The organism is Streptomyces sp. NPDC043853, from assembly GCF_056436025.1.
The window spans coordinates 162,107-187,544 of record NZ_JBWKDJ010000009.1; the positions used below are offsets into that span (position 1 = coordinate 162,107).

General features: G+C 73.8%; 20 protein-coding genes and 1 tRNA gene. 2 read left to right on the forward strand and 19 right to left on the reverse strand.

What is annotated here, in order from left to right; all coding sequences use genetic code 11:
* Nucleotides 1-14: 14 nt before the first annotated feature.
* The 4 genes from AC067U_RS23845 to AC067U_RS23860 all read right to left on the reverse strand — a co-directional run bounded on the left by AC067U_RS23845 (nt 15) and on the right by AC067U_RS23860 (nt 5,975).
* Nucleotides 15-1,790 carry an AMP-binding protein gene (locus AC067U_RS23845; protein WP_478831776.1) on the reverse strand — a complete coding sequence of 592 codons (1,776 nt, stop codon included), beginning with the start codon at nt 1,788-1,790 and terminating at the stop codon, nt 15-17.
* Nucleotides 1,791-1,814: 24 nt separating this feature from the next.
* Complete coding sequence (locus AC067U_RS23850; RefSeq protein WP_478831777.1) at nt 1,815-2,423, reverse strand: lytic polysaccharide monooxygenase auxiliary activity family 9 protein; 609 nt, start codon at nt 2,421-2,423, stop codon at nt 1,815-1,817.
* A gap of 265 nt (nt 2,424-2,688) precedes the next feature.
* The gene (locus tag AC067U_RS23855; protein WP_478831778.1) at nt 2,689-4,434 is read right to left on the reverse strand and encodes an SPFH domain-containing protein; all 1,746 of its coding nucleotides are present in this window, start codon (nt 4,432-4,434) and stop codon (nt 2,689-2,691) included.
* A gap of 11 nt (nt 4,435-4,445) precedes the next feature.
* Nucleotides 4,446-5,975: a peptidoglycan-binding protein gene (locus tag AC067U_RS23860; protein ID WP_478831779.1), complete on the reverse strand. Its 1,530-nt coding sequence runs from the start codon at nt 5,973-5,975 to the stop codon at nt 4,446-4,448.
* A gap of 173 nt (nt 5,976-6,148) precedes the next feature.
* Between AC067U_RS23860 and AC067U_RS23865 the strand changes: the two genes are divergently transcribed.
* Nucleotides 6,149-6,222, forward strand: a tRNA-Lys gene (locus tag AC067U_RS23865).
* An 81-nt stretch (nt 6,223-6,303) separates the two neighbouring features.
* On the opposite strand, the gene AC067U_RS23870 is transcribed toward AC067U_RS23865, so the two are convergent.
* The 15 genes from AC067U_RS23870 to AC067U_RS23940 form a co-directional block, all read right to left on the reverse strand.
* Entirely contained in the window at nt 6,304-6,951 is a 648-nt protein-coding gene (locus tag AC067U_RS23870; protein ID WP_478831780.1) for a class F sortase, read from the reverse strand.
* Nucleotides 6,948-7,640 (reverse strand): hypothetical protein, encoded by a 693-nt coding sequence (locus tag AC067U_RS23875; RefSeq protein ID WP_478831781.1) that lies wholly within the window; start codon nt 7,638-7,640, stop codon nt 6,948-6,950. The genes AC067U_RS23870 and AC067U_RS23875 overlap by 4 nt, the downstream gene beginning before the upstream one ends.
* A 103-nt stretch (nt 7,641-7,743) precedes the next feature.
* A complete protein-coding gene (locus AC067U_RS23880) occupies nt 7,744-8,523 on the reverse strand; it encodes an HAD-IIA family hydrolase (RefSeq protein ID WP_478831782.1) in 780 nt (259 codons plus the stop codon).
* Nucleotides 8,524-8,631: 108 nt separating this feature from the next.
* The gene (locus AC067U_RS23885; RefSeq protein WP_478831783.1) at nt 8,632-12,738 is read right to left on the reverse strand and encodes a caspase family protein; all 4,107 of its coding nucleotides are present in this window, start codon (nt 12,736-12,738) and stop codon (nt 8,632-8,634) included.
* The gene (locus AC067U_RS23890) at nt 12,735-12,998 is read right to left on the reverse strand and encodes a hypothetical protein (protein ID WP_478831784.1); all 264 of its coding nucleotides are present in this window, start codon (nt 12,996-12,998) and stop codon (nt 12,735-12,737) included. Before AC067U_RS23890 ends, AC067U_RS23885 begins: the two co-directional genes overlap by 4 nt.
* Before the next feature lie 105 nt (nt 12,999-13,103).
* Nucleotides 13,104-14,648, reverse strand: coding sequence for an alkaline phosphatase family protein (locus tag AC067U_RS23895; RefSeq protein ID WP_478831785.1), 1,545 nt, complete (start codon nt 14,646-14,648; stop codon nt 13,104-13,106).
* Nucleotides 14,649-14,797: 149 nt separating this feature from the next.
* The gene (locus AC067U_RS23900) at nt 14,798-15,880 is read right to left on the reverse strand and encodes a 2-aminoethylphosphonate ABC transporter substrate-binding protein (RefSeq protein ID WP_478831786.1); all 1,083 of its coding nucleotides are present in this window, start codon (nt 15,878-15,880) and stop codon (nt 14,798-14,800) included.
* A gap of 25 nt (nt 15,881-15,905) precedes the next feature.
* Nucleotides 15,906-16,703 carry an ABC transporter permease gene (locus tag AC067U_RS23905; protein WP_478831787.1) on the reverse strand — a complete coding sequence of 266 codons (798 nt, stop codon included), beginning with the start codon at nt 16,701-16,703 and terminating at the stop codon, nt 15,906-15,908.
* Nucleotides 16,690-17,655 carry a 2-aminoethylphosphonate ABC transporter permease subunit gene (locus AC067U_RS23910; RefSeq protein ID WP_478831788.1) on the reverse strand — a complete coding sequence of 322 codons (966 nt, stop codon included), beginning with the start codon at nt 17,653-17,655 and terminating at the stop codon, nt 16,690-16,692. The genes AC067U_RS23905 and AC067U_RS23910 overlap by 14 nt, the downstream gene beginning before the upstream one ends.
* The gene (locus tag AC067U_RS23915; protein ID WP_478831789.1) at nt 17,648-18,697 is read right to left on the reverse strand and encodes an ABC transporter ATP-binding protein; all 1,050 of its coding nucleotides are present in this window, start codon (nt 18,695-18,697) and stop codon (nt 17,648-17,650) included. Before AC067U_RS23915 ends, AC067U_RS23910 begins: the two co-directional genes overlap by 8 nt.
* Nucleotides 18,694-19,431, reverse strand: a complete 738-nt coding sequence (locus AC067U_RS23920) for a phosphonatase-like hydrolase (protein ID WP_478831904.1) — start codon at nt 19,429-19,431, stop codon at nt 18,694-18,696. Before AC067U_RS23920 ends, AC067U_RS23915 begins: the two co-directional genes overlap by 4 nt.
* Before the next feature lie 41 nt (nt 19,432-19,472).
* Nucleotides 19,473-20,594: a TIGR03364 family FAD-dependent oxidoreductase gene (locus tag AC067U_RS23925; RefSeq protein ID WP_478831790.1), complete on the reverse strand. Its 1,122-nt coding sequence runs from the start codon at nt 20,592-20,594 to the stop codon at nt 19,473-19,475.
* Nucleotides 20,595-20,740: 146 nt separating this feature from the next.
* Nucleotides 20,741-21,499: a GntR family transcriptional regulator gene (locus AC067U_RS23930; protein ID WP_478831791.1), complete on the reverse strand. Its 759-nt coding sequence runs from the start codon at nt 21,497-21,499 to the stop codon at nt 20,741-20,743.
* 68 nt (nt 21,500-21,567) lie between these two features.
* The gene (locus AC067U_RS23935) at nt 21,568-22,755 is read right to left on the reverse strand and encodes a hypothetical protein (protein ID WP_478831792.1); all 1,188 of its coding nucleotides are present in this window, start codon (nt 22,753-22,755) and stop codon (nt 21,568-21,570) included.
* Between the two features lie 227 nt (nt 22,756-22,982).
* Nucleotides 22,983-24,200: an ROK family transcriptional regulator gene (locus AC067U_RS23940; RefSeq protein WP_478831793.1), complete on the reverse strand. Its 1,218-nt coding sequence runs from the start codon at nt 24,198-24,200 to the stop codon at nt 22,983-22,985.
* A 56-nt stretch (nt 24,201-24,256) separates the two neighbouring features.
* Here AC067U_RS23940 and AC067U_RS23945 point away from each other — a divergent pair, with 56 nt between their 5' ends.
* Entirely contained in the window at nt 24,257-25,384 is a 1,128-nt protein-coding gene (locus AC067U_RS23945; RefSeq protein WP_478831794.1) for a Gfo/Idh/MocA family oxidoreductase, read from the forward strand.
* Nucleotides 25,385-25,438: the final 54 nt, after the last annotated feature.

The window sequence follows — 25,438 nt, forward strand, 5'->3', positions numbered from 1 at the left end:
GACCCGTGGCTCCGCTACCGGGACAGGAGCTCGGCCCGGCCCTGGGTCTCGTAGCGGGCGAGGAGCGCTTCGAGGTCGGGCGCGGTCAGCGGGCGGTAGGCGGTTCCGCCGGGCGGCCGGTGCCAGACCGGGTCGGGGTCCCTGGGGGCCCCGTCCGCGGGTGGCCGGGGGAGGAAGCCGGCCCGGCGCAAGGCGACCCGGTGGACCTTGTTGGTGGCGGTGACGGGCATGGCGGGAACCACCCGGAGGTAGCGGGGGGCCATCTTCGTGCCGAGGTCGGGCTGGGCGGCGAGGAAGTCCGCGAAGGCGTCCGGGTCGAAGACGGCGCCGGGGCGGAGGGCGAGGGCCGCCATCACCTGGTCGCCCGCGACCTCGTCGGGGACCGCGTACACGGCGACGGCGGCCGCGTCCGGCCAGCGGGCGAGGATGTTCTCGATCACCGCGGCGGCCAGGTTCTCGCTGTCGACGCGGAGCCGGTCGTCGGTCCGGCCGGCGAAGTAGAGGTGGCCGTCGGGGTCGCGGAAGAACAGGTCCCCGGTCCAGTACCAGCCGTTGCGGGTGCGGGCGGCCTCCGCTTCCGGGTTCCGCCAGTAGCCCTCGAACAGGCTGCGGCCGCGGTTGACGAGTTCTCCTATGGCCTCGTCGCCGTTGAGCAGCCGGCCCGCCGCGTCCAGCCGGGCCGGAGGGCATTCGCGGCCGGTGTCCGGGTCGATCACCGCGAGGTCGTCGCCGGGTGCGGCCCGTCCGAGGGCGCCGGGCGGGGTGTCGGGCCCGCGCTGGACGGAGGCGCCGCCCTCGGTGGCGCCGTAGCCCTCGACGAGGCGGACCCCGAAGCGTGTCGCGAACCGGGCCGCGTCCACCGCGCCCGCCTCGGTGCCGAAGCCGAGGCGCAGCGGGTTGTCGTGGTCGTCGGGCCGGGGCGGGGTGGCGAGCAGGTACTGGACGGCCCGGCCGACGTAGGTGAAGTAGGTCGCCCCGTAGGCCCGTACGTCGTCCAGGAAGGCGGAGGCGGAGAAGCGGCGGCGGAGCGCCACCGAGGCGCCGGCCGCGAGGGCGGGCAGCCAGTCCGCGATCACGGCGTTGCCGTGGAACATCGGCATGCAGACGTAGTGGACGTCGTCCGGGGTGACGGAGAAGTGCCGGGCGAGCGAGTGCCCGGCGGCGGCGAGCCGGCCCTGGCTGCAGACGGCCGCCTTGGGCGCGCCGGTGGAGCCGGAGGTGAAGTAGAGCAGGAGGCGGTCGGCGGGTGCGGGCGGTCGGGCGGCCAGGTCCTGGGGGGTCGCGCCCGCGTAGGGGGCGAGGAGGGTGGCGTACTCCTCGTCGTCGGTGACCAGGACCCGTACGCCGGGCAGGTCGAGGCCGGCGAGCAGGGGCAGGTGGGCCCGTTCGGTGACCAGCAGCGCGCATTCGGTGTGCAGGATGTCGCGGGCGAGCTCGGCGCCGCGCCGGGTGGGGTTGATGCCGGCGACGGCGGCCCCGGCGAGGGCCGCCGCGCCGAGCCAGAAGGGGAACTCGGGGGTGTTGTCGAGGAGGACGCCGACGTGCGGTTCCGCCCCCCGCGGCAGGAGGTCGGTGAGCAGCGCGGCACGGACGGCGGCTTCCCGGGCGGTCCGGTGGTGGCTGAGGACGGTGGTGCCGTTCCTCAGCCCCGGCCGGTGGTCGCCCCACTGGCGCGCGATGAGCTCCGCGACGGTCGCGGGTGCGGTGTCGGGTGCGCCGCGGCCCGTGCTGCCGCCGGTTCCGTCGATTCCGCCGGTTCCGCCGATCCCCTTGGTCCCCTCGGTCCCCATGTGCGGACCATAATTGACGGAACGTCAGAACTGAACGTCCGAGCAGGCGTAGAAGGCCATCGGGGTGTCGTGGACGGTCCAGACGGCGAGGACGATGTGCCGGCCGGACTTGCCGCTCGGCAGGTTCCCCTGGTGGGTGAAGGTCATGGGTGGGCGGGCGCCGTTGTAGGCGACGGTGAGGAAGGGCTGCGACTCCAGGGCGGACCGGGTGAGCGGCTTGGTGGGGTCCCAGCCGTCCTTGGTGACGAAGTACTTGAAGTCGGTCGTGGCGTGGTTCGCGGTGAACTGCCAGCGGAAGGTGTGGGGGGCGCCGCTGGTGAGCCTGGTGGCGGGCCAGGTGCCGCCGCGCGGGTTGTCGAGCTCGGCGAACCGGGCGTTGCCCCCGGCGCAGATGGTGCCGTCGGAGGGGCCGAGGGCGGGGAAGCCCTTGAAGCCCTCGACGCTCTGCGGCTCCCACTGGATCTCGCCGCAGTCGGCGACCGCCCTGTTGGCGCACAGCTTCTGGCGGCTGATGGGGCTGTCGGTGTAGCCGTGGCCGTTTGCGGTGGGAGCGGCGAACAGGGTGACGCCGGCTATGACGCCGAGGCCGAGCGCGGCGGCGCCGGCCCGTGCGGCGGTACGGGTCTTGACCATGGATGCTCCTTGAACGTGGGGGGAGTCCGGTGAGCGTGCGCACGCGGGAGGATCCGGCGGTCCGGCCGGTCCGCGGGCCGTGGGTCGGCGGACCGCGGGAGCGGGGATCGACGGATCGTTTCGAGACGTGGGTAGGTCTAGACCAAGTCCCAGATTATTTCCGGAAGTTGGCCATGTCCAGACCAATCGGCCGACCGAATCCCCGCCCTGTGGGGCGGGGGCCGGCCGGCCGATCGGGTGGCAGGTGGCGGGTGCTGCTCCTGTGCTATTCGGGGCGCCCGGTGTAGAAGGCCACGGTGAGGTCCTTCACCAGCGCCTTGCGCTCGTAGTCGTCGAGCTCGACCAGCCCGCGCGAGGTGAGCCGGTTGACGGTGTCGTCGACCGCGTCCACGACCGACGTCAGCACGCTGTCGCGGTGCTTGGCGTCGATCGCGGCCACCCGGCGGCGGCGCATGGCGGCCGCGACCTCCGGCGCGTATTCGATCCGGGTCGGCTGCGCCGAGAACACCTCGATCCCGACCGCCTCGGTCTCGGCCGCCAGCATCCCGGTGAGGGCCTCGCCCACCGCCTCCGCGTCGCGCAGGGTCGGGGCGTCCTCGTGGAAGGCGTCGGCGGGCAGTTGCGACAGCACCCGGGCCAGGGCCGATTCCACCTGCTCGGCGAGGTAGGCGGTGTGGTCGGCCACCGCGAGGGTGGCGCGGGCGGTGTCCCGGACCTGCCACACCACCTGGACGACGACCTGGAGGGAGAGACCTCCCGCATCCACGGCGGGCAGCGGGTCGCTGCGCCAGTGCCGGAGGCGTACGTCGATCCGCCGGCGCAGGAGCAGCGGGCTGACCCAGACCAGGCCGGTGCGCCGCACGGTGCCGCGGTAGCGGCCGAACAGGGTCAGCACCCAGGCATGGCCGGCCTTGCCGCGGCCGAGCCCGCCGAGGGCGATCAGGGCTGTGACGCCAAGGAGGGCCAGCGGGGGCCAGTGGTACGCCTGGAGCCCCTGGTACGGGCGGATGGGTGCGCCGAACGCGGCCACCAGGGCGGCGGGGAGGGCGCCGACCCGCCACAGCGCGGCCACGCACCCGGCGAGCGCCAGCCCGCCGACGGCCGCGGCGGCCCAACCGGGCAGCGCGGGGCCCCGGCACTCCCGCAGCCGGTCGTCCCCGCCGGGCACCCGGCGCACCACCGGCTTCCGCGGGCGCTGCCGGCCCGGGAGCGCGCGGGGCTCCGCGTCGAACCGCGGAGCGGGGACGGCGGCGAGGGCGGGCTCGGGCGCGGGGGCAGGTGTGGGGGTGGGGGTGGGCGTGGGGGTGCGCGGGTGCGTGGGTGGGGCCGCAGGGCCGGCGGCCTGGTCCCGGAAGAGCAGGTGCACCGGGATCCCGGTCGGGGCGGCGGCCCCGATCGCCCCGACCCGCGGGAGGTCCCGGTCGTCGCCCTCGGCCATGCCCCGGGCGAGGGCGTCGGCGACGATCACCTCCACGCCGGGGCCGGGGATCCGCAGCCCGGTCCCGTGGTCCGCCGTACCGGCCGGAGCCCGGTCCGGTTCGGCATCGGCATCGGCATCGGCATCGACATCGGCATCGGCCTCCGCCCCCGTTCCCGTCGCGGTCTCGACCACGATCGAGACCGGCTCCGGGGAGTACGGCGGGGCCGGGTCGGGAGCATCCGGGGTGTCGGGCGCATCGGGCTCCGGCGCGTGGACGACGGCCCGGGGCTCGGCGGTGGCCGGGCCGTCGGGCTCCCCGCCGTCCCGGCCCGGCGCACCGGGACCGGCCATGGCGGCGGGTACCGGAACCCAGACCGGAGGGCGGCCCGGGGCGGGGGCCTGCGCCGAAGGTGCGGGCCGGGCGATGACCGGAGCCGGGATGGCACCCTCCGGTCCCGGCGGCACATGGGCGGCGGGCAGGGGCGCGGCCGGGGTCGGCGGCGCCGGGAGCGGGAGCGGGAGCGGGAGCGGGAGCGGGAGCGGGAGCGGGGACATCGTGCCCGTCGTGGACGTGGTGTGCGTGGGAAACATCGTTGCCTCCGTCATGCGAACAGCCGTCGCCAGGTTTCCGGCCCCGGGTAGCCGTCGGCCTCGGCGCCCCGCCAGCCCTGGGCGCGCTGGAATGCCTCGACCGCACGTCGGTCCGCCTCCGACCAGCGGGGGCCCGGGCCCGTCCGGTAGTACTTGCCGAAGCCCTTCTGGGCCAGCCGCCGGCCCAGCGCCTCGATCGCCAGGTGCGTCTGTCCCGGCCGGAACACCCGCGCGCCGGGGAACGGCGGCACCTTCACCGGCCTGACCGGCCGGGTGCCGGTGCCCGCCGGAACCGCCGGCTTCGGCGCCGTCGGACCGCCCGGCTTCGGTGTGGGCTTCGGTTTCGGCTTCGGCGGTGTGCCGCCCGCCACCGTCGGCGCGATGTCCATGCCCCGCCCGGTGACCAGCAGCTCCCAGGTGTCCGGCCCCGGAATCCCGTCCGCTTCGGCGTCCGTCCAGCCCTGGGCCTGCTGGAACGCCTGCGTGGCCAGCCGGTCCGCATCCGTCCAGCGGTTCGCCGGCCCGTTCGGGTAGAAGCGCATCCCGCCCCGGTCGATCAGCATCCGCCCGAGCCGGGCGACGTGCTCGTTGTCCGCTCCCGGACCGAACTTCGAGGTGCCCGGGTACCCGTTCGACACGACCGGCGTGACCGGCGGCGTCGCGGGCGTCCCGACGGGGCCGGAGTCGTCCGGGCTGATGCCGCCCGTGATCCCGTTGAACCGGTACGGGACGTACTTCGCCGCGTTGTTCCAGTACCCGTAGGGCGTCGCCAGCTTCCGCGTGGCCGGCTTGGTCTGCTCGTACGCGAGGTAGTGGGTTCGCGTCTCGTCCACCCAGCCGCCGAACAGCACGACGTGCGAGCCCTTGTTGGGGTTCGCCGGGTTGTGGAACAGCATCATGTCGCCCGGCAGCAGCTCGTCCTTGGTGATCCTGGTGGCGAACTTGTCCAGGCTCCCGGTCCACTCGTTCGTCCCCAGGTTCCAGGCCATCGAGACGAAGCCGGAGCAGTCCTGCCGGTACCCGTCCGACCAGTACTTCTCCATGCTGTACGGGACCTGCTCGTCCAGCCACAGCTTCGCCCGGTTGATGATCGCCGCCCGCTCGATGCGGCGGACCGCCGGCACCTTGGCCGGGGTGGTGGTCCTCGGCGGCCGTGCCGACACCCCCGACGGGCCGTGCAGCGGACCGCGCTGCCCCTGCGGGGTCCCGGGGTCCTCGGCGGCGCCCGCCCGCCCGCCGTCGGCCCGCTCACCGTCGGTCCGGCCGGCGTCGGTCCGGCCGGTGCCGCCCGGTGGCAGCGGATCCGCCGCCGCCACCCTCGAGGTGACACCGCCGCCGCCCAGCACCACCCCGGCGGCCGTCACCAGCACCAGCGCGCGCCTGGCCCCGTGCGCCCCGGGGTGCCCGCCGTCCCGGAGCGGTATGGCCCGCCCGGCGGCCATGGCCCGGCGCCGCTGGACGCACCCCCGGCACGGGCAGTCGCCTGCGGGCTCGTACTCCCGGAAGACCGGCTCCTCGAACACCGGCATCTGCGTCGTCATGCGGTTCCGTCCACTCCTCACCCAGCCCGGAGAAACCTGGCGCATCGTCAGATTCGACGCGACCAAGAGATATAGTGCACGGAAAAGGGCGCGAATATGGGTTAATCGGACAAGCCGGGCGTGGCTGGTCACGAGCACCGTGAAAGGTGGGGTAGAGTTTTCTCTGTCAGCAAGCGCCGCTAGCTCAGTTGGTTAGAGCAGCTGACTCTTAATCAGCGGGTCCGGGGTTCGAGTCCCTGGCGGCGCACCGACGGAAGAAGCCCCTCGCGAAAGCGAGGGGCTTCTTCGTTGTCCCCACCGGATCAGGGGGACGGATCAGGGCTGCGGATCATGATTTCGCGGTGCCGGTCAGGTACGCCGACACCACCACGTTCGCCGTGTACTCCTCGGCCGCCTTGTCGTACGTCCCGCCGCAGGTCACCAGCCGGAGCTCGGCCCGTCCCGGCACTCTGGGCCCGTACGCCTTGTGCGCGTCGAAGGACCGGCGCTCGTAGACCTGGACGTCCTCGACGGTGAACTCCGCGACCGTGCCGTCCGTACGGGCAACCCTGACCTTGTCCCCGGGCTTCGCCGTGCTGAGGCCGTAGAACACCGCCGGCTTCGAGGCCGTGTCGACGTGCCCGACCAGCAGTGCGGCCCCCGCCTCCCCCGGCCGGGTGCCGCCGCCCCACCAGCCGACCGTGCCGGGCCGGTCGAAAGGGGGAGGTTCGATCGCCCCGTCCCGGTCCAGGCCCCGCGGAATCAGCGGGGCTCGGATGCCCATCGAGGGCACGTCGACCCGCTGCGGCAGGGCCGGATGCAGCGGGGCGTGCGCGGCCGGCAGGCCGGCCGGCGCCATCGCCCCGGCCTGGCCCGGCCCACCGCCCGGCCGCACGTCGGTGATCTCGCGGCCCCACAGCCACAGGCCCAGCACGATGACCGTCCAGGCGGCGACGGTCAGCACCCGGCCTCCGCCGGAGGACCTCGGCTCGGTCACTCCCCGCTGCGGCGACGCCGCAGCTTCAGCGCCCGGCCCGCCACGGCGAGGGTCGCGGCGGCCGCCAGGAACGCGCCGATCAGGGTGTGCGGCAGGCTCGGGCCCTGCGGCTCGGGCTGCTTCTTCTTCGCCGCGGCGAGGTTCTCGGTGGCGGAGAGGTTCCCGGCGGCCGGGAGCTTCTCCGCCATGCCGCCACCGCCCGCGTGGACCGGCCAGCGGGGGGTGTGGTGGGCGAACGGCGGCCGGTCGTGGTCGGGCTTGTCGTGATCGGGCTTGCCGTGATCGGGCCTGCCGCGGTGCGGCACGATCTGGATGGAGCCGGTGGCCCTGCCCGCACCGCCCTCGCAGTGCGCCTCGATGGTGTGCCAGCCGGGCTTGGCGTGCGAGCTGATCATGGCCTCGCCGAAGAGCTCGAAGACGGGGCTGCTGCGGCCGCCGTGGCCGCCGCCGCCCCGGCCGAACAGCGGGACGGGCGAGACGAAGACCGGAGACTTCGCGACCCCCTTGCCGCCCTCGCAGCCCAGGACGCGCAGCCCGACCTGCGCGCCCGGCTCGGCCGTGGACGGGGTGGCCCAGACCGTGCCGCGGTTCCCCTCGTCGGCGAGGGCCGCGGGCCCGGTGAGCACGGAGACGGCGGTCAGGGCGGCGGCCGCGCCGGTGGCGCGGAGAGCGACCAGAGCAGTGCGCATCGTGAACCTCCTCGTACCAGGAGGTTCACTCGCGCACCGCCCCGCCGCATCCGGGACGCGGCAGACGGGTCAGCCGGATCAGCCGGTCAGAGCAGGCGGCGGCTCAGACCAGGTCCACCAGATCGGCGATCGAGTCGACGGTCCTGGTCGCCCGGTACGGGAACTTCTCGGTGTCCTCGAGGGTGGTGAGCCCGGTGAGCACCAGGAAGGTCTGCATCCCGGCCTCCAGGCCGGCCAGCACGTCGGTGTCCATCCGGTCGCCGATCATCGCGCTGGTCTCCGAGTGCGCGCCGATCGCGTTGAGGCCCGTACGCATCATCAGCGGGTTCGGCTTGCCGGCGAAGTACGGCTTCTTGCCGGTCGCCTTGGTGATCAGTGCGGCCACGGCACCGGTGGCGGGCAGCGGGCCCTCGGTGGAGGGGCCGGTCTCGTCGGGGTTGGTGCAGATGAAGCGGGCTCCGGCGTTGATCAGCCGGACGGCCTTGGTCATCGCCTCGAAGGAGTACGTCCGGGTCTCGCCCAGGACGACGTAGTCGGGCTCGTGATCGGTGAGTACGTAACCGATGTCGTGCAGGGCGGTGGTCAGGCCCGCCTCGCCGATCACGTAGGCGGTGCCGCCGGGCCGCTGGTCGTCCAGGAACTTGGCGGTGGCCAGCGCGGAGGTCCAGATGTTCTCGACGGGCACGTCCAGCCCCATGCGCTGCAGGCGGGCGTGCAGGTCGCGCGGGGTGTAGATGGAGTTGTTGGTCAGCACCAGGAAGGGCTTGCCCGACTCGCGCAGCCGCTTGATGAAGGCGTCGGCGCCGGGAATGGGGGTGCCCTCGTGGATGAGGACCCCGTCCATGTCGGTGAGCCAGGACTCGATCGGCTTGCGCTCTGCCACGTGCTTCTCCCCGCTCTGGCCTTGCCGGCCCTTGACCTGTGGTCTGTACCACCACCCTAGCGGGCGCCCCGCCCACCCGGGCCGGCCGTCCATGGCCCGGACATGGCCTCAGGGTGAACGCTCCAGGACGATGACCTCGAAGCCGGCGCAGACGACGAGCTCCCCGCCGGGGCCGAAGGCGACGGAGTGGGCGGGAAGCGGGAGTGCGATGTGGTGCAGCAGCCGTCCCGTGGCGAGCTCCCAGATCCGCACGCCGTCCTCCGACGTCGTGGCGGTCACGTCGGAGCCGTCCACGACGCCGCAGGTCACCCCGCCGACCCAGACGCTGTCGTGCCTCAGGTCGAAGAGCCGGTTCCCCGTCCGGCCGTCCCAGACGCCGGCGCCCTGGTCGGTGCCGACCACGACGACCGGCCGGCGTCCGTCGAAGCCACACGCCACCACGTTGACCTGTGCACCGACGTCGAGGGTGCCGAGCCTCTTCCACGCGTTCAGGTCCCAGAGGTCCACCTCCTCGGGTGGCTCCTCAAACGGAGCGTGGCCCGCGATCGCAGCGACGGAGATGCCGTCCCACACCGTGGCGGTGATCGCTCCGAGCGCCGGCGACAGATCGGTGAGCTGCCCCAGGAACCGGCCGGTCGCGAGGTCCCACACCCCTGTCCCGCCGGCGTTCGCGTTCGGCGCGCCGGCGGACAGGGCGACGGCGCGGCCTTCCAGCACGGTGCAGGCCACCAGCACGCTCCAGACCTCGCTCCAGTCACCCCGTGCGGTGGCCGTGGCCAGGTCCCACACCCATACCGACTTGTCTTCGGAAGCCGACACCGCCACCGGCGCCCCCTCCACGGTGGCGCACGCAACCGAGGTCACCCAGTCGTGGTGACCTTCGAACCGGGCCAGTTCCCGGCCGGAAGCCAGGTTCCAGACCCGGACCACGGTGTCCCGTCCACCTGTCACGGCCACGGGTTCGCCGTCCACCACGGTGCAGGAAACGCTGGTCACGTCACCCGCATGACCGCTTCGGTGTCCGGCTTCGCCCTCCGCGGCAAGGTTCCACAGCCGCACACTGCCGTCCGCACTGCTCGTGGCCGCGAACGGCGCCCCGTTGACCGTCAGGGTCACGATCGAACCGATCCAGTCGGTATGCCCGTTCAGCTGTCCGAGGAGATGGCCGTGCACGGCGTCGCGCAGCTCCACCGATCCGCTCCTGCGGCCCAGCAGCACCACCCTCCGCGTGCCCAGGTCCGCGAGGGCGAGCGCGGACACGTCGTAGCCCACGGTGCACACGGTGAGCGGCTCGCGGGCAACGAGGTCCCAGATCTCCAGCCGACCCGTCCCGGCCCCGAAGGCCCCCACAGGCGTTTCTCCGTATACGCCTCCTGCCATGGCGTGCGCCGTACTGTCGAACGGCAGTACCGAGCATTCACCCGTGGACAGCGACCACTGGAGCACCTCACCTCCGAGGTTGACAAGCACCAGGGTCCCGTCCTCACCGCCCGCACGGACCAGGCCGGCGCACAGCTCCTCCGCCACAGGTTGCGCCTCGCGCAGCACCTCCCCGGTCACCAGGTCCCGGACCCACAGGCTGCCGTTCCATTCACAGCCCGCGAACGCGGGTCGGCCCTCCAGGCTCAGGCAAGCCAGGCCCCGCACGGCGCTGCCCACCGGGATGCACAACAGTTCCCGCCCGTCGGCCAGGTCCCATACCCGCACGGTGTTGTCGAATGCTGCCGTCACGACGAGGCTCCGGCCCTCCGCCACGGTGCTCGTCATCGCCGTCAGCGTCATCGTGTGCCCGTCCAGCACCCCCACCCGTGTGCGGTCCGCCGGTTCCCACACCGATACCGTGCCCTGCTCCTCGGCGCCGAGCAGCACGTCCCGGTCCGCCAACCGGGCCACGACCAGCAGGTCCCGGTCCACGTCCGGCCCGGATGTCAGCTCCGCATGGAAGTACGGGCTCGTCTGGCTGCCGGTCGCCCACCGCGGCCGCCACTCCAGCCTCCCCGCGAGAACGGCCCGTTGCCGCTCCGCGCCGCATCGGGCCGCGTCCATCGCGAGGACGTGCGCCCGGGAGGCGAAGTCCAGGTTCCGGTACAGGTGCGCGGAGGTGCGGTACATCGCGCGGATCAGGACCGCTTCCCGGGAGCGTACGGACTCCAGGGCCGCCAGCATGGCGTCCGGGTCGGTGTGGACCAGGAACCACGGGTCCTGGATGAGGCGTTCGAGGTCACCCGAGGCAGCGGCGTGACCGGCGAGGTGGCCGAGGACGTACGGGTGGGCTCGCCCCCAGTCGGGGGTGGCGGCCAGCAGGGCCCCCGTCATCCGACGCTGGTCCTCGCGGGCGCGGCGCGGGTCGCGGAGGTGCTCGGCGAGGGCCTCGTGGTAGAGGCGGAACACCGAGCGGTCACCGGACACCGGGACTTCCAGGACGTACGCGCCGGCCTTCCGCAGGAGCCACTCCACGTCGTCGTCCGTGCACGGGACGCCGGACAGGGCCGTGGCCAGCGGTGCCCACAGGGAGTCCCACGGCAGGCCGGTGCCCTCCGCGTAGGCCAGCGGGCGGAGCAGGCGACGGACCCGGCTCTCGTCCGCACCGTAGCGGGCCAGATACGCGTCGAAGGCCTGACCCACCTCCGAAGGGAGCGCGGCCTCCCAGCCGGGGCAGCCGACTTCCACCGTCAGGTCCCCGTGCGTCAGGGCCCGTACGGCCATCCGGGCCACGAGGAAGGAACGGCCGGCGCGGGCGGCCACCGCGCGGGCCAGCTCCTCCCGGTGCGGGGACGGGGGCAGCAGCCCGGCTGCGTACGCCCCGATGTCCGTACGACCCGCGTAGGCGTCGGTGTCGAGGTCGATCACCTCGACGGCGCGGCCGAGATCGGGGAGCACGTCCCGGCGCGTGCCGACGATCAACCGGAGGTGCGGGAGGGCGGACATCGGCCTGAGGAGTTCCCGCGCGATGCGCTGGGGTTCGCGGCCGCCGACGCCCGTGCCGGCCTCGTCCAGGGCGTCGATCAGCACCGTACGGGGTTCCGGTCCGCCCGGCCCATCGGGTCCGTCCGGCCCGTCGGGTCCGTCGGGTCCGTCCGCCAGAGCCGCCAGCAGTTCGGACGGTGAGTCGGCGTCCACGGCCAGGGCCGTCGCCAGGCGGGACGTGAGCTGCTCGAGCGTCGTGCCGTGGGCGTGGACCGCCACCGTCACGCAGCCCGGTGGGGGAAGCAGGTGGGGCGGGGCCTCCGGGCGGTCGGTGCGGGTCAGCGCCAGCAGGCGGCCCAGGACCGCCGACTTGCCCGAGCCCGGGTCGCCCGTGACCACCCGGGCGCGGGCGTCGTGGCGCGGTTCGCGCAGCCAGCCGGCCAGCGCGGCCAGCGCCTGGTGCCGGCCGGTGAAGTGGTCGCCCTTCTCGCTCGCGTACTCCACGCCCCGCCCGCGCGGGTCGAAATGGGCCGTCCATTCGCGGGCCGCCTCGACGTCCACCGGGTATTCGGGCAGGCCCGGCCGGTGCTCCCGGTTGGGGAAGAACGGCGGCACGGTCCGGCCGGAGGCGGCGTGGTACGTGGCCGGCTGATCGGAGCGGTGTTCCGCGAGGTGGGCGTTGATCCGGGTGGTGATCGTGGCCACGTCCAGGTAGCGGGGCCGCATCCCGGCCGCCCCGTGCCGGACGGCCCGTTCCAGGCCGTCCACGAAGGCGTGGTCGTGGGCGATGCCCAGAGCGCGGGCGGATGCGAGCAGCCACAGGCCGTCCGCGTCCGGCGGGCGTACGTCGACCAGGTCGGCGGCGGCCTTGGCGATCCCGGCCGCGCCCAGTTCGGCGTAGCAGGTGTCGAGGATCAGGAGGGCGTGGCCGACCGGGGAGTCGGCGAGGAGTTCGGCGAGGTCGGAGGTGCGGATGGTGCTGGTCCGCAGCCGGTCCAGGCGGCTGGTGCGGCAGGTGAGCCGGTGGTGGGTCTCGCGCAGGCCGTGGCCCGCGTAGTAGACGGCCAGGACGTCGGTCTCCGTGCGCGCGGGGTCCTGGAGCCAGTCCTCCAGGCCGGCCAGGACCTGGCGGGCGTCCGGGGCGTCGCTCAGCTCGGGCAGGATGCGCCGGTAGCCGAGCTCGCCGAAGAGGTCGCCGACCCGGCGCAGGTCTCCCTCGACGCCCGGGAGTGCGGGCAGGTAGGGGTCGGCCGGGTAGTTGCCCGAGCCGAAGGCGAAGAGGTGGCGGGTGAGGTGGTCCGGTGTCACGCGGGAAGCCCGGAGGCGATCGCCGTGCCCGTCTCCACGGCGGTGGGGCAGGCGGTCATGTCGTGCACGCGCGAACTCGGCCGACGGAGGTCCCCGTACCCGGCGGGGGCGATGTCCTCGTCGGCGGCCTCAGGGAGGGACGGGTCGCCGCGTCGGGCGAGTGCGGCCCCGCCGCGGAGGGCGGGTCCGATCCCGGCCGGGAGTGTTTCTGCGGTGCCGAGTCGGTGTCCCACTCCGTGCACGACCACGATCCGGCCCATGACGGCCCTCCCCCTGCTGTGACGGGAAATCAGGCTATCGGGCCGGGCCGGACCGTGGCCCCGGCTCGGCTCGGCTCAGCTCAGCTCAGCTCAGCTCAGCTCAGCTCAGCTCAGGGTGACGTCGTCGACCGTCCAGAACCAGTTGTTGGTGCCGGTGTAGCGGAAGCGGACCTGGACGTCGGTGGCGCCGGCCGGGACCTGGAGGGTGAAGGCCTCGGCCTTGGCGACGGCGTCGGCGGTGTGGTTCTTCACCACCGTGGCGGTGCCGCCGTTGTAGGAGACCAGGACCTGGGCGGTCTGGCCGGCCTCGTGACGGTAGTGGGTCTGGTAGCGCAGGGTCTTGCCGGTGCCGCCGGTCACCGCCCACTTGGGTGTGATCAGCGTGGAGTCGAAGGTGCCGGTGTGGGTCTTGTCGTCCCACTCGTCGGAGTCGGCGACGGCGAACACGTCACGGGAGCGGACGTTCAGCTCGCGCCACTGGTCGCGCTGTGCCTGGGACCAGAACTCGTCGGTGGCGAAGGCCCATCCGGCCCACTCCCGCACACCGCCCGTGCCCATCTTCGAGTTGTCGACCGACCAGCCGGCCGGCGGGGTGTGGGTGAAGCCCTTGGTGCCGGCCGGGATGCCGGTCTCGTCCAGGCGGGCCTGCAGGTTCGGGCGCAGGGTGTCGAAGGGGTCGCTGTCGGGGGCGTCCAGCGGGAGGCCGTCGATGGCGGAGCCGGCGGCGAGGCCGACGTGCTGCAGGGCGGTGGCGGCGACGTCGGTCAGGCGGACGTCGTCACGGACCGAGCCGGCCGGGATGCCGGCGCCCTTGGCGATGACGAAGGTGCCGCGCTCGGCGATGGAGGAGCCGCCGTGGCCTCCGGCGGCGGTGTGGCCGTGGTCGGTGGTGACCAGGATCTTCCAGTTCTCCTGGTCGTACGTGGGGCGCTGCTGGACGGCGGTGAGCAGCTGTCCGACGAGGGCGTCGACGCGGGCGATGGCGTCGAGGTACTGCTGGGAGGCCGCGCCGTAGGAGTGGCCGGCCGAGTCGACTTCGCCGAGGTAGACGAAGGAGGCGTCGGGGTCGGCGTCGCGCAGTTCGGCGGCGGCGGCCGCGGCGACCTTGGGGTCCTCGTTGCGGTAGCCGTCGCGGTCGCCCTTGAGGGAGAGGCGCTTGTCGACCTTCGCGGAGAAGATCGGGCCGTTCTGGTCGGTGGAGGTGATGGGCTCCCAGTCGGCGGCGGCGTAGGTGTTGAGCGACGGGTCGGCGTTCTCGATGCGGGTCAGGAAGTCCGGGTAGGCGGTGTAGTTCTTGCCGGTGAAGGAGTTGTCCTTCACCCCGTGCTTGTCGGGCCAGACGCCGGTGGCGATGGTGGACCAGCCGGGGCCCGAGGAGGTGGCCGCCATCGGGTTGGCGTAGAGGGTGCTCTTGGCGGTGAGGCCCTGGGCCATCAGGCCGTTCAGGTGCGGGGCGTTGGCGGCCTTGATGCGGTCGAGGACGACCCCGTCGAGGCCGATGACGAGGACCTTGTCGGCGGCGGAGGCGGCTGTGGCCGGGGCGGGGGCGGCGCCGGCGGGGGTGGTGGCAGCGAGGGTCGCACCCAGCAGGGCGGCCGTGGTGGCGGTGACCACGGCGGTGCGACGGCGTCCGGGCAGGACTGTGGACACGTACTCCTCCAGGAGCGTGCGGTCGGGGGTGCTGCGGGGAAAGAAGGGGGCACGCAGGCGGGCCCGGACCGAACGGTGCGGGCGTTCGGTCCAGACCCGTTATCTACGCGTCATACGATGGCGGCCGATGATGGCCGCCGGGTTAAAGCTCAGCTTCCGGTTGCGGACTTCCACGCGTCGACGTACGCCGTCAGGTTCTTGTCGATGTCCGCCCAGTCCGGCTCGAAGATCTCGACGCCGCTGAGCAGCTTGGTGAGTTCGACGGCGTTGGCGTCGGTGGGCTTGACGTCCGTACGGGCCGGGAAGCCGCCGCCGACCTCGCTGACCAGCTTCTGGGACTCCTCGCTGAGCAAGTGGTCGAGGAGCTTCTTGCCGTTCTCGGTGTGCGGGGCGTCCTTCACGAGCCCGGCCGCGTACGGGAGGGCGAAGGTGGTGGGGGCGCCGCCCTCCTTCGCCGGGAACCAGATGCCCAGGTTCGGCATGGACTTGGACTGGGCGAAGTTCATCTGGACGTCGCCGTTGGCGACGAGGATCTCGCCCTTGTCGGTCTTCGGCGCGAGCTTGCTGGTCGAGGAGGACGGGCCGACGTTGTTGGCCTGGAGCTTCTTCAGGTACTCCATGGCGGGCTCCTTGCCGCCGAAGTCGTGCATCGACTTGATGAGCACGGCCGTGCCGTCGCCCGCGACACCGGGGGTGGAGTACTGCAGCTTGCCCTTGAACTTCGGGTCGAGGAGCTGCTCCCAGGTCTTGGGGGCCTCCGGGAGCTCCTTCTTGTTGTAGATGAACCCGAAGTAATTGTTGACCACGGAGGTCCACTTGGCGTCGGCGGCCTTGTCACGGCCGTTGACCTTGTCCGCGCCCTTGGGCGCGTACGGCTGGAGGAGTCCCTTGCCGTCGGCCTGCTGGATGAACGGCGGCAGGGTGATCAGTACGTCGGCCTGGGTGTTGGTCTTCTCGCGGACGGCGCGCTGGACCATCTCGCCGGAGCCGCCCTCGACGTACTTCACCTCGATGCCGGTCTTCTTGGTGAAGTCGGCGAAGACCTTGTCGTACCAGCCGTCGCCCTTCTCGCCCTTGAGGCCGTCGGCGCTGTAGACGAGGACGACCTTCTCGCCGGCCTTGGCGTCGGCGGAGGAGCCGCCGCAGGCGGTGAGGGCGGGGGCGAGGACGAGGGCGGCGGTGACGGCGGTGGCGGTGCGCAGCAGGAGCTTGCGGGACACGGGGCTGGACATGGGGCTTCCTTCTGGGGACGGGGGTTCAGCGGTAGGAGGCTCTGGTGCGGATGCGGGAGACGGCCAGCAGGACCAGGAGCGTGGTGGCCATCAGGACCACGGCGACGGCGGAGCCGCCGAAGAGCGAGCCGCGGTCGGTGGCGGTGAAGATCCGGACGGGAAGGGGTGTCCAGTCCGGCGGGTAGAGCATCATCGTGGCGCTCAGCTCGCCCATGGAGAGGGCGAAGCAGAGCCCGGCGGCCGCGTTGAGGGAGGGCAGCAGCAGGGGGAGTTTGACCCGCCACAGCACGTACGCGGGACGTGCGCCCAGACTGGCCGCCGCCTGCTCGTACGCGGGATCGAGACGCAGGATGGCAGCCGAAACCGACTGGTAGGCGAACGCCGTGACAAGAATGGTGTGCGCGAGGACGACGATGCTGCTGGTGCCGTTGAGCAGCATGGGCGGCCTGCTGAAGGCAACCAGAACGGCGAGGCCGACGACCACCGAAGGCACGGCGACCGGCAGCATGAACAGTGCGTCCAGGGACCGCTTCCCGCGGCGGCGCAGCCCGGCGGCGGCGAGCGCGGCCCAGGTGCCGGTGGCCAGCGCGAGCAGGCTCGCGGTGACGGCGGTGACCAGGCTGGTGGTGAGGGCCTGGAGGGATTCGCCGCGGACGGCGGAGGCGTAGTGCTCGGTGGTGGGGCCGGAGGGGAAGGCGCCGGACCAGTGGGTGGCGAAGGAGGCGGCGACCACCACGAGCAGCGGCAGGGCGAACAGCGGGAGGAAGAGGAGGAGGAAGAGGGACCAGGCCGCCCAGCGGCCCGCCCGGCTATGCACCAGCACGCTTGCTCACCACCCGGTAGAGGCCGAACAGGCCCACGGAGATCGCGATGTTGACGACGGCGACCACGCAGGCGGCCGGGTAGTCGGATTCGAGGATGGCCTTGCCGTAGACGAGCATCGGGAGGGTGGTGACGCCCTTGGCGCCGGTGAAGAGCACGATGCCGAACTCGTTGAGGCACATGACCAGGACGAGGCTGCCGCCGGCGGCGAGCGCGGGCAGGGCCTCGGGGAGGATCACCCGGCGGACGATCCGCGCGGGCCGTGCTCCGAGACCGGCGGCCACGTCGAGCTGTGCGGTGTCGATCTGGGAGAACGCGGCGAGCAGCGGGCGCATCACGAAGGGCGTGAAGTAGGTGATCTCCGCGAGGAGTACGCCCCAGGGGGTGGTAAGGAAGTGGAACGGGCCCTCTGCGGCGCCGGTCACGTCGGTCCAGAGGCCGTTGGCCATGCCGACGTTGCCGTAGATGAAGAGCAGCGCGAGGGTGATGAGGAAGGAGGGGAAGGAGAGGAAGACGTCGATGAACTTGGCGATGGAACGGGCGCCGGGGAACGGCACGAAGGCGATGACCAGCGCGAGCACGAACCCGAGCAGCAGGCACCCGGCGGTGGCGCCGACGGCCAGCCACACGGTGGTGCCGAGCGCTTCGCGGAACGCGGTGGAACCGAAGACCTCGGCGTAGGCGGCGAAGGGGCCGCCGCTCTCGGGGGTGAGGGACTGCTGTACGACGAGCGCGAGCGGATAGAGGAAGACCAGCCCGAGCACGGCGACGGGCGGCAGGGCCCATACGGTGCGCGGGACGCGACGGGCGCGCGGGGCCGGGGCCGCGGGGGCGGCGGCGGAGGCGGCCGGAGCCGGGCTCTCGTTCACGCCGGGGGCGGCGGCCGGGAGCGGGGTTCCCACCGTCCCGGGGTCCTGCACCCGGGGCGCGGCCGGGGCCGGCGACTCAGCCATCGGCCACCCCCGCCGACAGCAGCACCGCGTCCCGCGGTGCGAAGTGCAGCGTGACCTCCTCGCCCAGTTCGGGGGTCTCGCGCAGCTCCGGCAGGTCCGCCTTCACCCGGTGCCCGGCCACGTCGACGTACAGCCGGTGGGTGGAGCCGCGCCACTGGACCTCGGTGATCCGGCCGGCCAGGGCGTTGGGGCCGTCGCCGAGTCCCAGCAGGTGCGGCCGGACGCACAGGGTGGCCGAGGCGCCCGGCACGGCGCGGCCCCGGTCGAGGGTGAGGGCGCGGCCCTCGAACAGCGCCCCGTCCTCGGCGACGGTGACCGGCAGCAGGTTGGCGTTGCCGACGAACGAGGCGGTGAACTCGGTGCGCGGCGACCGGTACAGCTCCTGCGGGGTCCCGCAGTCCTGGAGCCGGGCCCGGTCCATCACCGCGATCCGGTCCGCCAGGGTCAGGGCCTCGACCTGGTCGTGGGTGACGTACAGGATCGACACCTCGGGCAGTTCCCGGTGCAGCCGGGCTAGTTCCGCCAGCATCCCGGAGCGCAGCTGCGCGTCGAGCGCCGACAGCGGCTCGTCCAGCAGCAGTACGCCGGGCCGGATGGCGAGCGCCCGGGCGATGGCGACGCGCTGCTGCTGGCCGCCGGACAGCTCCCGGGGGTACCGCTTGGCGTAGGCGCCCATGCCGGTCATCTCCAGGGCCTCGGCGACCCGGCCGGGGATCTCCCCCTTCGGCGCCTTCTGCGCGCGGAGCCCGAAGGCGACGTTCTCTTCGACCCGCATGTGCGGGAACAGCGCGTACTGCTGGACGACCATGCCGATGCCCCGCTTGTGCGGCGGCAGCGGGGTGACGTCCCGGCCGCCGATCAGCACCCGTCCCGAGACCGGCCGGACGAAGCCGGCCACCGCGCGCAGCGCGGTCGTCTTCCCGGACCCGGACGGCCCGAGCAGTGCCATGACCTCTCCCGGTTCGACCGTCAGGTCGAGGGAGTCCAGGACGGTGGTGCCGCCGTACGCGACCGACACCGCGTCGAAACGTATGCCGCTCACGCCGGCCGCTCCAGCGCGTCCAGGAGGGCGGGGAGTTCGGCCACCGAGCCCAGCACGTGGCCGGCGCCGTTGGCGAGCAGGGCCTGCCGGTCGTGCGCCCCGGTCAGTACCCCGGCCACCACCCCGGCCCCGGCGCGGCTGCCGCTGAGCATGTCGTACGCCGTGTCCCCGGCCACCGCCACCTGCCGTACGTCGTCCACCGCGCCGGTCCGCAGCAGCGCGGCCAGCACCATGTCCGGGTAGGGGCGGCCGCGGCCGCCCGCGTCGGCGGGGCACAGGGTGAGCTCGACCAGATCGCGCCAGCCCAGCGCGTCGAGGATGGCGTCCTGGGTGACCCGGGCGAAACCGGTGGTCAGGACCACGGTCCGGCCGGCGGCCCGGAGCTTCTCGACGGTCTCGCGGGCGCCGGGGATCTCGGCGATCAGGCCGCCGTCGACGAGTTCGCCGTACGCCTCCTCGAAGGCGGCGTTGGCCTGCCGGGCGGCCTCCTCGGTGCCGAAGAGGTGCCGGAAGACGGAGATCTTCGACTCGCCCATGGTGTCGCGGACGTACTGGAGCTTGGCGGCGTGGTCGGCGGAGCCGGGCTCGACGCCGAGCCGCTCGGCGGCCCGCTCGAAGGCGCGCTCGACGAGTCCGCCGTCGGCGACGGTGGTCCCGGCCATGTCGAGTACGACCAGCCCGTAGGCGTTGCCGTTCTTCCCGTTGACGCTGTTCTTCGCGTTGACGCTGTTCATGTCGTTCACGTGGTTCGTGTGGTGCATGTCGTTCATGTGCTTCACCAGCCCAGTTCGTTCGCGGTGGTTTCGGCGATGGCCGGCGAGCAGGTCATCCCGCGGCCGCCGGGCCCGGTCACCAGCCACACGCCGTCCCGCACCTGCTCGCGGTGGACCACCCGGGTGGTGTCGGTGCACTGCGCGTACACGCCCGCCCAGCGGTGCCGGATCTTCGGCAGCGGGCGGCCCAGGAAGGACTCGACGACCTCGGCGAGGTGGTCGTAGGGGTCTTGGAGGGTGTCGAAGGCGAAGGGGTGCTCGTACTCGTGGGTGTCGCCGATGGTCAGACCGCCGTCGAGGCGCTGCACCATCAGCAGCTGCATCTTGTGCGCGGCGGCGGTCTCCGTCTGCTGCTGCGCCGCGTTGAGTTCGTCGAGCGCGTCCGACCGGTAGGCGGGGTAGTAGCGGAAGCTGTCGGCGTCGGCGACGGAGGTGGTCAGCGGCTCGCCCAGCGGTTCGGTCTGCATCATCTGCAGGCGCACCCGGCGGACGGGCAGTTCGGGGGCGAGTTCGCGGACCAGACCGGACAGCCAGGCGCCGGTGGCCAGGATGGCGGCGTCGCCGGAGTGGACCTCGCCGTGGTCGTCGCGGACCGCGCCGGGGCCGACGACGTCACGGACCTCGCGGCCGGGCAGGAAGGTGTACCGGCCGGTCGCCCGCAGCGCGGCGCGCAGGGCGAGTTGGGCGGTGCGCGGTTCGACGGCCGCGTCTCGTTCGCACCACAGGGCGGCCTCGAAGGCGCCACGCAGGGCCGGGTTGATCTCTCGGGCCTCGGCGGCCGTCACCAGCTTGTGGCCGCGGGCGGCGGCGTCGGGCCGACGGGTGGCGGCCTCGGCGACGGCGTACTCGCGGGCGGTACGGACCGGGGTGAGCGAGCCGTTGGCCCGGAACCCCAGGTCCGGTACCCGGGCCCCGATCTCCTCCCAGAGCTCGCGGGCACGGAGCGCGGTGGCGAGCTCCTCGCCCGCGGCCCGCCCGCTCACCCAGATCTGGCCGAAGTTGCGCAACGAGGCGCCACGCGCTTCCGCCTCGCGCTCGATCTGTACGACCTCGTGGCCGCGCTGGACTGCTTGCCAGGCGTGCATGGTGCCGACCACGCCGCCTCCGACGACTATGACTCTCACGGCGTCCAAAGTGGGTGCGCACAGTGACCCGGAAGGGGCGGCGCGGCAACACGACGGTGAACAGCCCCCGACACTTGGACTAGACCCGTTATCGTTTCGTGATGAAGTGAGGGGTGAGGTGTCCGGGATGCGGCGACTCCGTGCCCCTACTGGGGCTTGAGGTGGGTCGTGAAGCTGAAGCGGTCGCCGCGGTAGAGCGAGCGCACGCGCTCCAGCGGCCGGCCGTCCTGGTCGCGCGAGAACCGGTGGATGAGCAGCATGGGGAGCGCGGGCGGGGTGCCGATGAGCAGCGCCTCGCGCGGGGTGGCGAGGACCGTCTCCAGCTTCTCGTCGGCGTCGCCGAAGGAGATGCCGAGCCGGTCGCGGAGGTACCCGTAGAAGGAGGAGTCCGGCTCGAACTCGCTGTCCAGACGCGGGACCCGGGCCACCCGGATGTACGTGCTCTCCAGGCCGACCCGCTCGTCGTCGGCGAGCAGCACCCGCTCCAGGTGCCAGACGGGCTCGCCGGGTTCGGCGCCGATGCCCGCGGCCAGGTCGGGCGGGCAGGGGAAGCGCTCCAGCCCGATCAGGTTACGGCCGGGCCTGCGCCCCTGCCGCCGTACGCCCTCGGTGTAGCTGGCGAGGGAGAGCGGCTGTTCCAGCTTGGGTCCGGCCACGACGGTGCCGCGGCCGGAACGGCGGAGCCGCCCTTCGAGGAGCAGCTCGCGCAGGGCCTGGCGGACGGTCTCGCGGGCCACCTCGTAGCGCTCGGCGAGGTCGCGTTCGGTGGGCAGCAGCCCGCCCTCGCCGAGCTCCTCGACGAGGGCGGCGATGCGGGCCTTGACGGCGTAGTACTTCGGGACCCGGCCGTGCTCGGGGATGCCGGAGCGGACGGGAGAGCCTGGGCGGTGATCATTCGGTTCCACGCTGGGACTGTACGCGGCGCGGCGGGCCCTCCGCCCGGACGGGCGGCGGGCGCCCCGGAGGCCGTGGGTCAGGGGGTCTCGCGGAGCCGACGGGCGTAGAGGAGCAGGCCGGCGCCGGCCGCGAGGGCCGCTCCGGCCAGCCCGGAGGTCACCCAGCGGGCCCGCTCCCGCTCCCGGGCAGCGGCTTGGCCGGCGCCGACGCCGGCCGGACCTTCTTCCGTGCCGGTGTGGGCCAAGGACCCGGCTTCCCCGGCGTCCTGCCCGTCCTCGACCCCGCCCCCGGTCTCCGCGGCGCCCGTGGCCCCGTCCTCGGGTCCGTCGACGGAGAACCGGTATCCGCCGCCCTCGCCGATCCATTCGCCGTCGTCCCCCCTGCGCTGGACGAGGGCCGCGTCGGCGACCACCTCGCCGGCGGGCGCACCCTGGGCGAAGGAGAGGCCCACCTTGACGGTGACCGTGGCGCCGGGCGCGACGGCGAAGCCGGGAAAGGAGCTGCCGCCGTCGAAGACGGCGATGACCTCGTCGCGGTCGGTGCGCTCCATGCTGACCGGGAACGTGCCGTGGGCCGTGTCGAACTCCATCCGGAGGTGCTCGGGGCGGAGGGCACGCGCGGAGTCGGTGAACACGACCACGGGGTGCACGGCCGTGCAGGGGGCCGGGCCGGTGTTGGCCAGGTCCAGGTACCAGCTCTGCGCGCCGCCGCCGCTCCGGTACACGGCGGGCCCGCCCCGGATCCGGGCGCCGATGGGGAACTCGGTGCTCTTGGCTTCCCCGCACTTGGCGGCCCGCAGCCGCGCGGGGAGGGCGGGCGCGGGGTGGGCGCCGGGGGCGGGGTGGGCGCCCGGGGCCGCGCCCGGGGCGGGGTGGGCACCGGGGGCGGGGTGGGCACCGGGGGCCGGCTTGGTACCGGTCCCGGAGCCTGCCCCCGCGCCGATGTCCCGCAGGCCGGAACCGGCGTCGGCGGCGGTCTCGGCACCCGCACCCGCCCCCGCCTCCGCCCCCGCGACGATGCGCGTCCTGGGGTCCGGGCCCCAGGGAGCGGGGCCGTGGGGCGATGACTGTGACGGGGACGCGGACGCGGGCGGGGATGCGGACGGGGAGAAGGCCGGAGCCGTGGACGGGGCCGCGGCGACCCAGGCGGCAACGGGCGAGGTCCAGGCCGCACCGGGCGCGGCCAAGGGCACGGGGGCGGCGGCGGCCGGCCCGCCGAGGACGAGCAGGACCCCCGACAGGGCCAGGGCTTCGCGCAGTCGCATGGAGGGCTGCCTTCGCTGCTCGCCGGACGATGGTCGGACCAGGTGACTATCACCCCGCCCGGGCCCGCAGCCTGCCACGTTCCCGGACACCGTCTCACCTGCCACGCCTGCCCCGGACCGCTTTACCCCCGTTCGGCCCCGGCCGCACGGGGGTGTCCGGCCGACCGACCGACGACACGGGGGAACGGCCGGGAACGGCCGGGAACGGCCGGGGAAGCAAGGCCGGATCAGCCGCCGCCGCGGCCGAACAGCGGTCCGAGCACCAGCTCCGCCGCCCCCTCCGCCACCCCGCTCCGGGCCGTCAGTACCTCCGCCGTGCCCCGCGCCCGTACGGCCCTCGTCACGCCCGCCACGAAACGGTCCGGGTCCGCCTCCACGACCCGCCCGCCCAGCAGCACCCGTTCCACGTCCAGCAGCGCGACCAGGTTGGCCACCGCCTCCCCGAGCACCCGGGCCGCCTCGGGCAGATCCCCCCGCGCCACCGCGGCCAGGCACAGCACCTCCACGCACCCCCGCGCCCCGCACCGGCACGGCGGGCCGTCCAGCATCAGCACCTGGTGCCCGAACTCGCCGGCCGCCGAGCGCCCGTCCCGCCCCCGGTACACCTCGCCGTCCAGCACCAGCCCGGCGCCGATGCCCGTGGCGACGTGCACGTACGCCGTCGGGCCCGGGCGGCCGACGGCAGCGGCGGACGCGGCCCCCGCGTTGGTGTCCTTGTCCAGGTCCACCGCGGTCCCCAGGCGCTCCGCCAGCGCGTCCCGCAGCGCGAAGCCCTCCCACTCCGGGTGTCCGGTGACCCGGCCCAGCACCCCGGTCCGCCGGTCGAGCGGGCCCGGCGCCGCCACCCCCACTCCGAGCAGGACCGGCCACGCCACGCGCCCGAGCGCACGTACGTCCACGCGCGCATCCGCACTCGCGTCCGCACCCGTATCCGCACCCGTGTCCGTACCGGCCGGGCCCGCTTCGGGCGCGGCCGGTACGGGGGCGGCCGACCAGGGGTCCGCTAGGAAGGCCATGCCGCCCGCGACGCGTAGGCCCACCTCCGCCACGCCCGCCGCCACCGCGTCCACCACCGGCTCCGGCCCCGCCCCGAAGTCCACGGCCGAGCGGGCCTCCGCCACCACGCGCCCGGCCAGGTCCACCCGGACGACCCGGAGCGAGTCGCGGTCGAGGTGGACGCCGACCGCGTAGCCGGCCTCCGGGACCAGTCTGAGCAGGGTGCGGGGCTTGCCGCCGGTGGACTCGCCCCGGCCGGCCTCCGCGACCAGGCCGTCCGCCCGCAGCCTGGCCGCGATCTTGCTGACGGCCTGCGGGGTCAGCCCCGTACGCAGCGCGAGCTCGCCGCGCCCGAGCCCCTCCGCCCCGGCCTCGCGCAGCAGACCCAGGACCAGGGCGGCGTTGTGTCCGCGCAGTCCCGGCAGATTCGCCCCAGTACCCCTGATCACCCATCCATTCTGCGCCCCTCCTTGCACTTCGGCAACACTGTTGCCAAAGTGGCGCCATGAGCACCAGCAGCACCAGCAGCCCAAGCACCGGCATCGGCGCCCACCCCGGCAGCCCCCTCCGCGTCGGCCTCATCGGCTACGGACTGGCCGGTTCGGTCTTCCACGCCCCCCTGGTCGCCGCGACCGACGGGCTGGTCCTCGACACCGTCGTCACCACCCGCCCCGACCGGCAGGAGCAGGCCCGGGCCGAGTTCCCCGGCGTCCGGGTCGCCGGCACCGCCGAGGAGCTGTTCGGACGCACTCCCGCCGTGGACCTCATCGTGATCGCCTCCCCCAACAGGACGCACGTCCCGCTGGCCGGCACCGCCCTGGAGGCAGGCATTCCGGTGGTCGTGGACAAGCCGCTCGCCGCCACCGCCGCCGAGGCCCGCGCCCTGGCCGAGCTCGCCGAGCGGCGCGGCACGTTCCTCTCCGTCTTCCAGAACCGCCGCTGGGACAACGACTTCCTCACCCTGCGCCGACTGATCGCGACCGGCGAGCTGGGCGAGATCCAGCGCTTCGAGTCCCGCTTCGAGCGCTGGCGGCCGCAGCTCAAGGGCGGCTGGCGCGAGTCGGGCGCGCCGGAGGAGATCGGCGGCCTGCTCTACGACCTGGGGAGCCACCTGGTCGACCAGGCTCTGGTGCTGTTCGGGCCGGCCGTACGCGTCTACGCCGAGACCGACACGCGCCGCCGGGGAGCCGAGACCGACGACGACACGTTCATCGCGCTGACCCACGCGAACGGGGTCCGCTCCCACCTCTACATGAGCGCGACCGCCGCCCAGCTGGGACCGCGCTTCCGGGTCCTGGGCTCCTCGGCGGGATTCGTGAAGTACGGCCTGGACCCGCAGGAGGGGGCCCTGCGCGAGGGGCGTCGGCCGGGCACCCCCGACCAGCCGTGGGGCGAGGAGCCCGAACACTGCTGGGGGACGGTCGGCTCCGGGGAGTCCCCACTGACCGGCGGCGGACGGCCGGAGCCGACGGCTCCGGGCGACTACCCGGCGTACTACGCGGCGGTGGCGGCGGCCCTCCGGGACGGTGGCCCGGCCCCGGTCACCGCGTACGAGGTGGCGCACGCGCTGGAGGTGCTGGAGGCGGCGCGCAGGTCCTCGGCGGAAGGCGTCACGGTCCCCCTCGGGAACTGACGCCCGGCCCGGCCTCAGCCGGGAGGCGGCAGCAGCCATTCGGCAGCGGGCCGC